Annotated in this window: 15 protein-coding genes; 4 read left to right on the top strand and 11 right to left on the bottom strand. The window is 40.2% G+C overall.

Features of this window, described 5'->3' with window-relative positions:
* Position 1: 1 nt before the first annotated feature.
* Positions 2 to 544, bottom strand: coding sequence for a hypothetical protein (locus ACKLNX_RS11505; RefSeq protein ID WP_411694974.1), 543 nt, complete (start codon positions 542 to 544; stop codon positions 2 to 4).
* Positions 545 to 823: 279 nt separating this feature from the next.
* Here ACKLNX_RS11505 and ACKLNX_RS11510 point away from each other — a divergent pair, with 279 nt between their 5' ends.
* Positions 824 to 2,176, top strand: a complete 1,353-nt coding sequence (locus tag ACKLNX_RS11510; protein WP_412972466.1) for an alkaline phosphatase — start codon at positions 824 to 826, stop codon at positions 2,174 to 2,176.
* Positions 2,177 to 2,210: 34 nt separating this feature from the next.
* Positions 2,211 to 2,627 carry a hypothetical protein gene (locus ACKLNX_RS11515; RefSeq protein ID WP_412972467.1) on the top strand — a complete coding sequence of 139 codons (417 nt, stop codon included), beginning with the start codon at positions 2,211 to 2,213 and terminating at the stop codon, positions 2,625 to 2,627.
* Between the two features lie 54 nt (positions 2,628 to 2,681).
* Here ACKLNX_RS11515 and htpX read toward each other — a convergent pair whose 3' ends face one another.
* The 10 genes from htpX to ACKLNX_RS11565 all read right to left on the bottom strand — a co-directional run bounded on the left by htpX (position 2,682) and on the right by ACKLNX_RS11565 (position 10,229).
* Positions 2,682 to 3,548, bottom strand: a complete 867-nt coding sequence (htpX, locus tag ACKLNX_RS11520) for a protease HtpX (RefSeq protein ID WP_412972468.1) — start codon at positions 3,546 to 3,548, stop codon at positions 2,682 to 2,684.
* A gap of 166 nt (positions 3,549 to 3,714) precedes the next feature.
* Complete coding sequence (locus tag ACKLNX_RS11525; RefSeq protein ID WP_411694970.1) at positions 3,715 to 4,416, bottom strand: VC0807 family protein; 702 nt, start codon at positions 4,414 to 4,416, stop codon at positions 3,715 to 3,717.
* Between the two features lie 79 nt (positions 4,417 to 4,495).
* Positions 4,496 to 5,059, bottom strand: coding sequence for a rhomboid family intramembrane serine protease (locus ACKLNX_RS11530; RefSeq protein WP_412972469.1), 564 nt, complete (start codon positions 5,057 to 5,059; stop codon positions 4,496 to 4,498).
* A 27-nt stretch (positions 5,060 to 5,086) separates the two neighbouring features.
* Positions 5,087 to 6,262, bottom strand: a complete 1,176-nt coding sequence (locus ACKLNX_RS11535; protein ID WP_412972470.1) for a glutathionylspermidine synthase family protein — start codon at positions 6,260 to 6,262, stop codon at positions 5,087 to 5,089.
* Positions 6,263 to 6,880 (bottom strand): DUF1190 domain-containing protein, encoded by a 618-nt coding sequence (locus tag ACKLNX_RS11540; protein WP_411694967.1) that lies wholly within the window; start codon positions 6,878 to 6,880, stop codon positions 6,263 to 6,265.
* A 14-nt stretch (positions 6,881 to 6,894) separates the two neighbouring features.
* Positions 6,895 to 7,311, bottom strand: a complete 417-nt coding sequence (locus tag ACKLNX_RS11545) for a DUF350 domain-containing protein (protein WP_411694966.1) — start codon at positions 7,309 to 7,311, stop codon at positions 6,895 to 6,897.
* Between the two features lie 10 nt (positions 7,312 to 7,321).
* Positions 7,322 to 7,975, bottom strand: a complete 654-nt coding sequence (locus ACKLNX_RS11550) for a YjfK family protein (RefSeq protein ID WP_412972471.1) — start codon at positions 7,973 to 7,975, stop codon at positions 7,322 to 7,324.
* A 24-nt stretch (positions 7,976 to 7,999) separates the two neighbouring features.
* A complete protein-coding gene (locus tag ACKLNX_RS11555; RefSeq protein WP_412972472.1) occupies positions 8,000 to 9,052 on the bottom strand; it encodes an ion channel in 1,053 nt (350 codons plus the stop codon).
* Between the two features lie 77 nt (positions 9,053 to 9,129).
* Positions 9,130 to 9,810 carry a PspA/IM30 family protein gene (locus tag ACKLNX_RS11560; RefSeq protein WP_411694963.1) on the bottom strand — a complete coding sequence of 227 codons (681 nt, stop codon included), beginning with the start codon at positions 9,808 to 9,810 and terminating at the stop codon, positions 9,130 to 9,132.
* Between the two features lie 23 nt (positions 9,811 to 9,833).
* Positions 9,834 to 10,229 (bottom strand): DUF2170 family protein, encoded by a 396-nt coding sequence (locus tag ACKLNX_RS11565; RefSeq protein ID WP_411694962.1) that lies wholly within the window; start codon positions 10,227 to 10,229, stop codon positions 9,834 to 9,836.
* A 204-nt stretch (positions 10,230 to 10,433) separates the two neighbouring features.
* Here ACKLNX_RS11565 and ACKLNX_RS11570 point away from each other — a divergent pair, with 204 nt between their 5' ends.
* Both ACKLNX_RS11570 and queA read left to right on the top strand, forming a co-directional pair.
* A complete protein-coding gene (locus tag ACKLNX_RS11570) occupies positions 10,434 to 10,691 on the top strand; it encodes a DUF6471 domain-containing protein (protein ID WP_411694961.1) in 258 nt (85 codons plus the stop codon).
* Between the two features lie 271 nt (positions 10,692 to 10,962).
* Entirely contained in the window at positions 10,963 to 12,003 is a 1,041-nt protein-coding gene (gene queA, locus ACKLNX_RS11575; protein WP_412972473.1) for a tRNA preQ1(34) S-adenosylmethionine ribosyltransferase-isomerase QueA, read from the top strand.
* Positions 12,004 to 12,179 lie beyond the last annotated feature (176 nt).

Here is a 12,179-nt window from a genome sequence, read left to right on the forward strand (position 1 = left end):
ACTATTCCCCTAGACTTTCTATAAATTGGAAATAGTCATCTTCGCCGGGCCCACCATAAAACATCGTTCTGCTTTCGAGGATTGATGGGAAATCTTCTAACATGAAATCTAATGCTTCTGTTGAGCGATTGACCAACTCAATACTGGAATAGAATACGTAGAAGCCCTTCGTGCTCACTTCGAGGTGACCTACATAGCTTATGGTTTCAGGCTTTATTTCAAACTGCCAAACATCCTGATCTTTTAAGCGGCTTTTAAAATAGTAATTAAATTGAATATTGTTGAGTTGATAATCACCCGCAAGCAAAGGAATAAGCACGTAACTGGTACCTTTCTTCAAATCGGCATGCGTAAGCCGAATTGAGCTAGGGCCATCAATATCAATATGCTTTAGATCATTATTAGTTTCGACACCCATGAGCAAATAGCCCATGTTGTTATTGTTAGGTTTGATGCTATCTGCGTCAACTTTCATTGTGCTGACGGTGCTTCGACATGCGCTTAAAAATATTAATACGCATACGATGAGTGGAACAGCTTTCATCCGTGAAATCCTTTTTGCTTCGTGGAAAAGGAGAGTAAACGCAATTTCTATGCATTGCAATAGGCATTCATTTTGAGAATTAGAAGTTAATAGTTAGCTTTATGGCGCTTTTCAATTATGCGCGTTCTCAAAGCAATTAGTAATTCATACCAAATATTGTTTTGTATTTGGCATTAAGCATCAATAAACGGTATATTTATGCGCTTAGTGTGTAGATTTACGTTATTCATCACGATACAAATCATCACGATAAAAAACTTTCAGGAGTAAGTAAGTTAAATGGTTTCAAATAAGCTTTTAAGAATTAGCGTCATTGCAGCTATTAGCTTGCTAGGCGCATCTTGTTCAAGTTCAAACGCTCAAAAAGCAAATGAAGAGCAAGCGAATATATCAAAGCCCAAAAATATTATTATGGTGGTTGCTGATGGTATGGGGCCCGCTTATACAACAGCATATCGCTTATATAAAGATGACCCATCTACACCAGACATTGAACTAACGGCCTTAGATCCGTTTTTAGTAGGGACTTCGCAAACTTACCCTGCAGCTGTTTCCGGTTACGTGACAGACTCCGCAGCCAGCGCTACGGCCTTGTCTTCTGGAATAAAAACATACAACGGCGCAATTGGTTTAGATGTTGATAAAAAGCCCGTGGAAAGTGTTCTACAAAGAGCTAAAAGATTAGGCATGCGCACTGGTGTTGCAGTGACATCGCAAATCGTTCATGCAACTCCAGCTTCTTATGTCGCTCATAACGAGTCTCGTCATAATTATAACGAGATTGCTGACTCATTTTTAGATGATCGTATAGATGGTAAGAACGTTGCCGACGTAATGCTAGGTGGCGGATGGAGCTACTTCATTCGAGAAAATCGTAATTTAGTAGAAGAGTTTCAGGCACTGGGGTATCAATATGCCGATTCCTATTCCGACCTATTAGCATTGCCAATTGGTAAACCAACATTAGGCTTGTTTGGTAATAAAGGCCTTCCTGAAGCGCTAGATGATTCGAATCCACATAGGTTGTCTGTTTTAGCGGAAAACGCTATTGCCCATTTAGAGAATGTGAACGGCTATTTTTTGCTTGTTGAAGCAAGCCAAGTTGACTGGGCTGGACACGGGAATGATATCGCTTCAGCTATGGCAGAAATGGACGACTTAGAAGCCACTATCAAAATGCTGAAGAGTTACGTTGAGCAACATCCTGATACGCTAGTAGTGTTAACCGCTGATCACAGTACCGGTGGGTTGACCATTGGTGCGGATGGCGATTATCGCTGGAGCCCTGAATTCATTCAAAATATGAAAGCATCTATTATGCTAACCGCTGAAAAAATGCCAGCTCAGGAAGACATGACTTTGTATGTTGAAAGCGTGTTTGGTTTTGAGTTGAATATTGATGAGAAGAATCTGATAAGCGGTATTACTAGTGAGACCGACATAAAAGAGCGTCGAGCTATTTTGAAGTCGATTTTGGATAAGCGCACGAATACTGGCTGGACAACGTCAGGCCATACTGGTGTTGATGTCGAAGTGTATGCTTTTGGTGCAGGAGCACAATCGTTTTCTGGCAATATCAACAACACCGACATAGCGAAAAAGATTTTTGAATTTTTGGGCGAAGTAAAATAACTTCACGAAGATATTAATATAAAGGATGAATTAAATGAATGGAGCAGGTGGAAGTTCAGGTGGTATTGGGCATTTCTTCATTGGTTTACTAATGATGTGTGGTGGTTTTTATATGCTACTTAATGCGATAACGGTCACTTCTCAATTTGGAATGGGTTCTCGCTTGTATGGCTTTAATGCTTTTGGTAGCAATATTGGCATAACGGGTGGGATGGTGCTTATTCCATTCATTTTTGGTATTGGTTTAATCTTCTACAATAGTAAAAATATACTTGCTTGGGTGTTAACTATTGGTTCTGTAACAGCCTTAATTTTTGGGGTTATTTCTACGGTAAAATTCAGTTTAAGAACGATGTCGTCGTTTGATCTCATCGTTATTTTAGTGCTAGCTGTGGGCGGTATCGGTCTGTTTTTACGCTCATTAAAGAAAATAGACAGTAAACTGAGTTAGTCGCATCAATTAATATACGAAAAGAGTATATGAAGAGAGTAAATGAAAAGGCGCTTATTCAAGCGCCTTTATTCTTTCTGCAAGTGGTGGATGGCTAGCAAATAGCTTATGAATTCTACCTGCATTAATCGCAAATGCTGCCATTTCATCAGGCATATCTGGGCCAGATTGACTGGACTGCAAACGCATAAGTGCCGCTCGCATTTTGTGTTTTCCCACAAGCTTTGCTGCACCAGCATCTGCTCGGTATTCCCTATGACGCGAAAACCACATGGTGATTGTCATGGCTAAGAAGCCCAAAATAACTTCAGAAATAATGGATACTATCCAAAATGCAGGTCCATGACCTCTCTCTACTTTGAATACAACGCGATCTACGGTATGCCCAATAATCCGAGATAGGAATACAACAAAAGTGTTCATCACGCCTTGCAGTAGCGTCATTGTTACCATGTCACCATTGGCAACGTGTGCCACCTCATGAGCAAGAACAGCCTCTATTTCATCTTTATTCATACTTTCGATTAAGCCCGTGCTTACGGCCACGAGTGCATTGTTTCTGTTCCATCCAGTCGCAAAGGCATTAGGTGAGTGACTATGAAATATACCCACTTCAGGCATACCAATGTTTGATTGTTTAGCTAAACGGCTTACTGTCGAAAGCAACCATGTCTCAGTGCTATCGGATGCTTGCTGTATAACATGCACTCTCATGGAGCGCTTCGCCATCCATTTAGAGATCAACAATGAAATGATTGCGCCACTGAAGCCAATGACTGCAGAGTAAACCATTAAAGCGTTTAGATTCAGGTCAACACCATTTTCTGCCAACAGACCTTGGATCCCGAATAAGCTAAATGTCAGGCTTAATAAAGCGATAATGGCAATATTAGTTCCGACGAATAAAAGTATACGTAGCATGTTTTTCTCTCAATTTAGTGGGTGAACGATTCACCGCTTTGCAACTAAGTAAATAGTAGTTTTATTGGAAATATCAATGTATTTAGAAAAAGATTTTTGTGCAGACATAAAAAAGGCACCTAATTTTCATTGATGCCTTTCGTTTGATTCATTTATACCTGGAATATTATTGATGAAGGAAGCTTTCAATCGGCTCACCGGTTACCACTGATATTTGTTTAAACAAATACATCAGAGCAAAAATGAGGAGGATCATACTAGGAATAACAATCACTGGATAACTCAAAGCGGTCATGCGCCCTAGCTCTTCAGTATAAGCTGTCGTTCCTGGTTCAGATACCAATATCCATTTCGCAAGTAGGTAATTCAATGCCGAAGACAAGAAGAACGAACTTGCTACGATGTATGAACTCACGGCCACTTTATTGTTGAATTCAGCCGTTACACCTTTGTCTTCTAAGGTACCATTTAATTTCGGCCAATTGACCAACTGATCGTTTAGGATCAACGCTTTCACTAATGGTTTCTTACTATATTGAGTAATGATAACTGCTAAGCCGATCAGGCCAGGGATTGCAGCTTCTTTAATAGCAATATATTCGGCAGGTAGTTTGAGTAGGCTAATGCCGCCAGTTAGGAGCACGCTGACGATACCGAGTACTGAAAAGACGTTCACCTTTTTGGTTTGCTTTAAGTCGTAAAACCCAAAAACCAAAGGGAAGGCTAAGGCTACAACAATACTCCATGCAGGGCCCAAGTATTCGTCTGAACTCAAATAGCTCATAACTAAAACAGGTATTGCAATGTTGAATACTAAGTTACCAAAAAAGCCAGTTTGCTTTTGTTGATTTTGTGCGATTTCAGACATGTAAATTTGCTAGCCTTTTTATATTGGACGTGGATTGTACGAAAAAACGCGCGAGGATGTCACCTGAATTTGAGTCAAATTAAGATCGTTTTCGTAAAAACCAAGCTAAACAGAGGCCTGCAATAAAACCGAATAAGTGAGATTCCCACGAGATATAGGGGCGGCTTGGTAAAACGCCCCAGATCATACTCCCATAAAAGAAAGCGACTAATACTGAAATCACAATAAGAAAGAAGCGTTTACTTAAAAATCCAGCGAACACTAAATATCCAAAAAAGCCATAAATAACACCGCTCGCACCCAAATGGAAAGAAGAGCGACCAAATGCCCAAACTAATAATCCTGTCAAAATAATTAGGCCAAACGACACTGTTAGAAAGCGTTTCGCACCAAACTGTAGGAGTAGAAAAGAAAAAACGGCTAAAGTCACTACGTTAGAGGCAAAGTGCGTTAAATTCGCATGTAAAAAAGGTGCAGTAAAAATATAGGGTAGGTGAGTGAGTTCCCGCGGGTAAATACTAAATTGATTGAAATAACGTCCCGTAAGCATATTGACGGCTTCTATCACTAAAAAAAAGCCTACGATGTAACTTACCCAGATTAGTTGTTTCTTTAAGCTTGTTGGTGATTTTACGGCTGTCACAATGAAATACCCTATTGAATGATCCGTTTATAAAATAATGTGCGGCATGTAGCGCGACAAATCTTGCGTAATAGGTGACTTGTCTTCTCGGACAGAGATACCTGCTGATTCATCGTCAACCAACCAAGAACCTATTAAAGTGAAGTTGTCTCCGAACTTCGGCAAAGGTGTATGGGCTTGATAAATAAATCCTTCCTCACCATACGGACCATCTGATGAGAGACTCATTTTGCCATTTTCAATTATATCTATGTTCGCACCTTCGCGAGAGTATAGCGGTTTTCTTACCCATTTCTTGACGTCCGCTTGGGCATTGATGCTAGCCATATCTGATTCGAAGAAAGCAGGCAACAAGTTAGGGTGTCCTTTAAACTCTCGCCACAGCATGGGTAGTAAGGCTTTGTTCGACAGGATGGTTTTCCATATAGGTTCAATCCAAGCAGTTTGAGCTTTTAAAGCGGCAGGACCAAACTCTTCACGCTGCATAAATTCCCAAGGATACAACTTAAAGCAATGGGACATAATTTGGTCTTGTAGATCCGTTAATTCTCCACCTTCAGCCAATCCGATATCTTCAATGTAAACAAAGTAATCATCTAAGCCTGCTTCTTTGGCACAATCCTGTAAATATTGAACGGTTCCGCGATCTTCATCCGTGTCTTTGCAGCAGGCAAAGTGCAAGTAATTGATATCATAATAGTCTGCAATCACTTTAAAACGGTTCACTAACTTTTCTTGTAACGAATTGAATTGGTCTGCAGCTTTGCTTAGCTTATTGTTGTTAACATTATTTTCTAACCACAGCCATTGCCAAAAACCAGACTCGTATAAGCTAGTAGGTGTGTCGGCGTTATTTTCTAATAGTTTGGCGGGCGATTTCCCGTCGTATACAAAGTCTAGTCTTGAATACAGTGATGGCTCTCTCGCTTGCCACGAATCTGCAATCGCTTGCCAATAGTCATTGGGTATAGCGAACTGAGTTAACAATTCTTCATTCTTTGAAACGAGATCCACTACGTGTAAACACATCTGATGAATTTCTTCAGTGGGGGACTCTAAATCCTGTTCGATTTGTTTTAGAGTAAATTGATAATACGCGGTTTCATCCCAATAAGCTTGACCATACATAGTATGGAAATGAAACCCGTAATCACGTGCCATTTGTTGCCAGTTTTTTCTCGCATCAATAGGGCGTCGTAGCACTTAGCCACCCCAGCCTTTGCTGCTGCTTCTACTTCCCCATGATGATTTAGCACGAACACTACTGCCAAATCCGCCGCGTTTTATCGTGCGGGTAACAGCTGGCTTTTTATCGAAAGCACTGGGTTTGACTCTTAATTTACGCTTCTTAGAATCGCCAAAATCATAGCCATCAGCGCCAATCCAATGGTAGCGATAGGGCGAGTAACGCGAATATGAAGTAAACATTGGCTGGTAGTAAGGGCGAGGGGCCATTAAATTACCAATCATATAACCTGCCATCAAGGGCATGAAAATAGAATTACCATTGTTGTTGTAAGTTTGACATTGATTAGTCCCAAACTCATATTCACAATCGTTTTTCGTATTGTATTTAGGCGCGGTTTTAGCCGCTTCTGCTAACGCACCTTCATAAGCTGTTGCGCACTTTTGAGCCATATTAGGCAGTGCATCAACACATTCATCAACGTTCTTAAAAACCAAGGCTTCTTCTTTGCCGCCTGAGCAGGCGCTTAAAAATACGGTAGTTACACCGAGAGCTAAAGGTTTTAACGAAAATGCTTTGCGCATTCTAGACAAATTAATGTTAGTGCTGCGTTTTTGTTTACTATTGGTTTCCATAATTGGCTTACTCCTTAGTAACTCATGCAAGCAGCGTTGAGCATACCAACAGCCACTGACATTGCACCTAACATAACGCCGGCAGATATCTCATTGTTTTGAATACGTTCGGCAATTTTGGGCATGAATGTAAAGCGTAAAAGCGCGAAAGCAAACAGCTGCGCGATTATGGCAATGAAGCCCCAAACTAGGTAATCGAGTAGAAATTCGGAGTTAGTGACCGCACCAGATAAAGCAATTGAGAAACCTATCATTGCACCGCCAAAGCCGATAGCTGCAGCGGTACTCTTTTCTTCTTTTACTAATTTCCACTCGTCGTGCGGTGTCACAAACGAGTAAACAACTTTGAAGACAAAGAAAAGGGCGATAGAGATTGCAAAGTAAAGTGCAAAGTTTTGTAATCCGGCGATTGAGTTGAGTACTGCGTCCATTTATTTTTCCTTAACCGTTTATTGTTATATCTGAAGGTGACACGTTAAAGCCTGTGCTTATTACAAGGCACCGATCATGATTATTACCGACAATTTTTTCTTCGCCGGATACTAACACGGCTTCGACATCATCATCGGATATAGATTTTTCGTAGAGCATGATAAATTGATCCGTAGTGGTAACATCACCATCTTGCTCGAAAGTTGTCTCCGTCATGGCCACGGGAGGTGAAATCTCTCCTACAGCATCCCAAACGCGCTCATATACGTCACCATCTAGTGAATAAACGGGCTGTGAAATACTATTTTTAAGTAGGTCTTGCCATTGGGTTTCTGAGCCTACTGTTTTAGTATCATAGAAATACCAAAGCTTTACATCAGTAATGTGATTTTCTGTTTCACCACCATCTGTGATGACTTGCAGGAACGCATCGTCATCCGTATAGAAACGAAACATAGTGCCGCCACTGTCAAGTACCACTTTCCCGACTGCTTGAATAAGATGCTTGCTGGCAGCGCCGTTAATTTTTAAAGATGGTTGTATTAACTTAAGTTTCAAAGGATCAAGCTCGAAAGAGCCGCCTAAGTATAAGCCCATGATCTCAGGTGTATCAGGTTTATGCGCTTGCTCTTTATCTTTTTTACCAAATAATTTACCGAACATATGTTACCCCTTCTGAAAAGCCTACTAAGCGTGCAGGCTGTTCCAATCAACATTATTGATACGATGCTCTGCGATGTAGAATACTTTATCGCCCGGTTTCACCACGTTTGTAAAGTCTGGGTTGACCAATATTTCGTTCACTTGATCTGCTGCCGCATATCCAATGAACGTTGCGTTATATTGTTTTTTAAGGCCAAAAAATAACTTTTCAACATTTAACTCGTTAATGGTGCTTGGCAGATTAACAGAAAATTGTGCTTGTCCTTCTTCCACATCAAGCAGGTCGTGATGCAATAAGCTGGAGCCAGGATCAAATGCTGATTTTGCTAACATTTCAACCGCGACACTCGGTGTGCATTCCACTTCAGGGCAATGTTGTTGTAATAGGGCGACTAAGCTTTCGTCTTCAAAATATGCGACTTTGTGAGCACCTGGATTTCGTTTTGAACAATACAGGGCCGTCGTCATAGTGATGTCATCATACGGGTTATCTATTAATATTGTACTTGCTGTCTCAATGCAGGCGCGATCCATGTCATCGTCTTTATTAAAAGAGCTAACCCGAACGAATTCGATTTCAGATGGACGTGGATTTTCAATATCTGCTTTTACGCAAAGTACGATATCCGGATTTTCCGGAGTATCACGCTTCTCTTTAATTAGTAGTTTCAGTAATTGGTCAGTTCGATTATCGTTCCAGCCGATTATTAATATATGATTAGAGACGTTTAACGGTTTCAAACCTCTAGCTCCTCTTTTCCATTGATCACTTACCCAAGATGCAATCCGCCCAATGATCAATGCAAATATACTGAGACCAAGCGGGATAACATACAAAGCAACAATTAACTTACCTGCTGGAGTTGCGGGTGACATGTCGCCGTAGCCAACAGTGGATCCGGTAACAATTATCCAGTAGAAATAGTCAGATGCGTCTAATAGTGCTTTTTCGTCTGCTAAGTAAAGTAGTAGCCAACTGGTCGCTGAATAAAACAAAAGCGCTAGTAGCAAAGTGTACCAACGCATCTCGGAAAAATATTTCACGCATAGCTTTTTGAGCTTTACCCACTGCATCATGAATGAAAGACTTCCTTTAATTTAAATCAATTTCAATAGAAAAAACGGCAACCCGAAGATTGCCGTCATATGTATGTTTACTTACCGAGTATGCGACTCAGTTCATCGTCTGCAGAAGCTTTACCGCCTTTGATACCGGCACCTGCTAAACGCTTCTCTAAATCATCTGTCGATTCGCTTTGGGCAAGCTCTTCAGCAGCTTCAAGTTCAGCGCTTCGCAAGTTTTGCTTCTCTTGAATACGTGATAAAGATTCAGTTGCCGTCTTCATTTTACTATTAGCACCTAAGTGACTTGATGATACGGCTACTTGTGCGCGTTGCACTGACTCTGTCGCTTTAATCATATCCACTTGTTGCTCCAAACGACGTAGGTTGTTTTTCGCTTGTGTGATGTTACCTGCTAGTTGCTTTTCTGACTTAGTGAACTGATCTAAGTAAGTTTGCTCTGTCTCCAACTGAGTGCGTAAATCAGACACTCGTTGTGCACAGTCAAGGGCAAGCTGGCGATCAGTATCAATTGCTTTTCTTGCATGCTCTTCATATTCAGCGATTGACTTATTAAAGCCATCCACTTTTTGTTGAGATAATTTGCACTTCGCCAAAATTTGCGTGCGTGCATGGTCTGATTTTCTCAACTCATCTTTCGCTTCGCGGATTTCTTGCTCAAGAATTTTAATGGCTTGAGTATCAACAACCGCTTGAGCTGCTTCTGTAGCGGTACCTTTAACGGCAGTAAATAATTTTTTCCAAACTGACATGGTATTCTCCGGTTATTAATAAATTAATTAGATTTCAAAAAATCTTGGTAAGCATCTAAAAATGCTTCTACATTCTGAAATAATGTTGAAATCTCGATCAACACGCTTTCTTTTTTCGATTGTGAACTTAGTGAGCCAAACGCAGTGTAGTACTGAGTTCCTGCTACCGATGAAATTCCGATTGTCGTTAAAGGGAAAAGCATATGTGTTCTCAGAATTTCTTCATTCAACGCAGCTTTATCTTTCACTTCATCTATTGAGAACAATAGCGATTCAACTAAAATTTGTTCACCGCTAATTGCCAACCAAGCATCAATTCCATCTTCATTTGCAATAAGCAAACAATCTGCTTCGTGTGTAACTACATATCCCTCTTGAGCAGAAATAATATCTGCTAGTTGTGATAGTTCCCACGTCATTCATCTTCTCCTAAAGGTGTGTTTTACCATGTCGTCATCTATAATAGACGCTTAATATTGATTGAACAACATGGCCGACTTCGAACTTGGAGTAAGTATAGTCATAGGCGAAAAATAAAGTCAAATTATTTTTTATACATTTGGCTCAAATAATGTTTAAATGTAACTTATACATTACAAAAGAAACTTATACATAGGTGTGATATGAAGCCGAAAACAAGCGATTGGCGTAACTTAGTTCAGCGGTTATTAAAGGCTGAATTGTCCAAAAAGGGAATAAAGTACCAAGACCTCAGTGACAAGCTAAGCCAGGTGGGGGTTGACCAAAGCGCGGATAATCTGCGAAATAAAATAAATAAAGGCATTTTAGGTGCAGACTTATTGTTACAAATTATGTTTGTACTTAATATCAAGCAAATTAAATATGAAGATATAGAGGAAATGCTCAGCGACATGCAATAGAATTCGCTTCGTTTAAGAATAAGTAATCGATTTAACCTACTAGATAAAGTGACTCGCCCTAAATTTTAGGCAAAAAAATACCCAGATAAACTGGGTAATAAGTAAGTTTGGGAGAACGTCACTTAATTTGGAACATGTTTCAAGATTACGTTAAAAATTCGAGCATAAAGTATTAAGACCAAGAAGAAGGTGTTTCAAAATATACGGTTCAAACTGTATAAAAATAAGACGTACCATATAGACAAAGACATACAGCGATTTTGAGAGAATAATGAAGTTATCCGATTTTTATTTTGATTTACCTGAACATTTAATTGCAAAGCACCCTACAGAGCAACGTACACAAAGTCGTCTACTACATTTAAGTGGAAATAGCGGTGAAGTGGAGCATAAACAGTTTTCAAATATTGTTGATCTGCTAAATGCGGGTGATTTGCTTATTTTCAACAATACCCGAGTTATACCTGCAAGATTACATGGTACCAAAGCGTCCGGCGGGAAGGTTGAGGTACTTATTGAAAGAATTCTTAACGATGGAAGTGCTATGGCACACATTCGCTCAAGTAAGTCGCCAAAGTCGGGTGCAGTACTGACAATGGAAGGCGGATTACAGATTGAAATGCTTGGTCGCGACGATGCCTTGTTCCATATTAAGTTTTTAAGTGATGAGAATGTATTTGAATTACTTGAAAAGTTTGGTCATATGCCTTTGCCTCCATATATCGACAGACCAGACGAGGATGCTGATAAAGAACGGTATCAAACGGTATACAATGAGAAGCCAGGCGCAGTAGCTGCTCCCACTGCAGGTTTGCACTTTGACGAAGACATACTAAGTAAAATTGAAGCAAAGGGTGTTGATTTTGCTTTTGTTACCCTGCATGTTGGTGCGGGCACGTTTCAACCCGTTAGAGTGGAAAACATTACAGATCATAAAATGCACTCTGAATATGCAGAAGTTTCACAAGATGTGGTTGATAAAGTGCTGGCCACCAAAAAAGCGGGTGGACGCGTTATTGCAGTAGGCACAACTTCAGTTCGTTCCATTGAATCTGCAGCACAAGCGACATCTGACGGTCTCATTAGTGAGTTCATGTCCGATACCAATATTTTTATCTTTCCAGGTTATGAGTTCAAATTAATCGATGCAATGTTGACCAACTTTCATTTGCCAGAATCAACATTAATGATGCTGATTAGTGCCTTTGCTGGACGTGACAATGTCATGCATGCTTACGGCCAAGCAATTGAACAAGAATATCGCTTTTTTAGCTACGGTGATGCGATGTTTATCGAGCGCAAAAATACGTGAGCCTAGCGCTATTTCTTGTTATACTGCGCGCCGCAATTCATAGGAAGCATTCACAGTAAACAGCCCGTATGTTTGATTACTGTATAAATTAGTCAGATGCGTTTTTCATTTTGCATTCATCATTGCCATTTTCATCGCATGATGTGCAATATTAGAAAAACGTTGGATTCGGTGGT

The sequence above is a fragment of the Glaciecola sp. MF2-115 genome, from assembly GCF_047250385.1.
Lineage (GTDB): Bacteria > Pseudomonadota > Gammaproteobacteria > Enterobacterales > Alteromonadaceae > Glaciecola.

Bases quoted from the DNA above. Each gene is read 5' to 3' on its own strand.
- ACKLNX_RS11505 (WP_411694974.1), bottom strand. From the start codon at position 544: ATGAAAGCTGTTCCACTCATCGTATGCGTATTAATATTTTTAAGCGCA.
- ACKLNX_RS11560 (WP_411694963.1), bottom strand. From the start codon at position 9,810: ATGTCAGTTTGGAAAAAATTATTTACTGCCGTTAAAGGTACCGCTACA.
- ACKLNX_RS11565 (WP_411694962.1), bottom strand. From the start codon at position 10,229: ATGACGTGGGAACTATCACAACTAGCAGATATTATTTCTGCTCAAGAG.
- queA (WP_412972473.1), top strand. From the start codon at position 10,963: ATGAAGTTATCCGATTTTTATTTTGATTTACCTGAACATTTAATTGCA.
- ACKLNX_RS11545 (WP_411694966.1), bottom strand. From the start codon at position 7,311: ATGGACGCAGTACTCAACTCAATCGCCGGATTACAAAACTTTGCACTT.
- ACKLNX_RS11510 (WP_412972466.1), top strand. From the start codon at position 824: ATGGTTTCAAATAAGCTTTTAAGAATTAGCGTCATTGCAGCTATTAGC.
- ACKLNX_RS11540 (WP_411694967.1), bottom strand. From the start codon at position 6,880: ATGGAAACCAATAGTAAACAAAAACGCAGCACTAACATTAATTTGTCT.
- htpX (WP_412972468.1), bottom strand. From the start codon at position 3,548: ATGCTACGTATACTTTTATTCGTCGGAACTAATATTGCCATTATCGCT.
- ACKLNX_RS11555 (WP_412972472.1), bottom strand. From the start codon at position 9,052: ATGATGCAGTGGGTAAAGCTCAAAAAGCTATGCGTGAAATATTTTTCC.
- ACKLNX_RS11570 (WP_411694961.1), top strand. From the start codon at position 10,434: ATGAAGCCGAAAACAAGCGATTGGCGTAACTTAGTTCAGCGGTTATTA.
- ACKLNX_RS11515 (WP_412972467.1), top strand. From the start codon at position 2,211: ATGAATGGAGCAGGTGGAAGTTCAGGTGGTATTGGGCATTTCTTCATT.
- ACKLNX_RS11550 (WP_412972471.1), bottom strand. From the start codon at position 7,975: ATGTTCGGTAAATTATTTGGTAAAAAAGATAAAGAGCAAGCGCATAAA.
- ACKLNX_RS11525 (WP_411694970.1), bottom strand. From the start codon at position 4,416: ATGTCTGAAATCGCACAAAATCAACAAAAGCAAACTGGCTTTTTTGGT.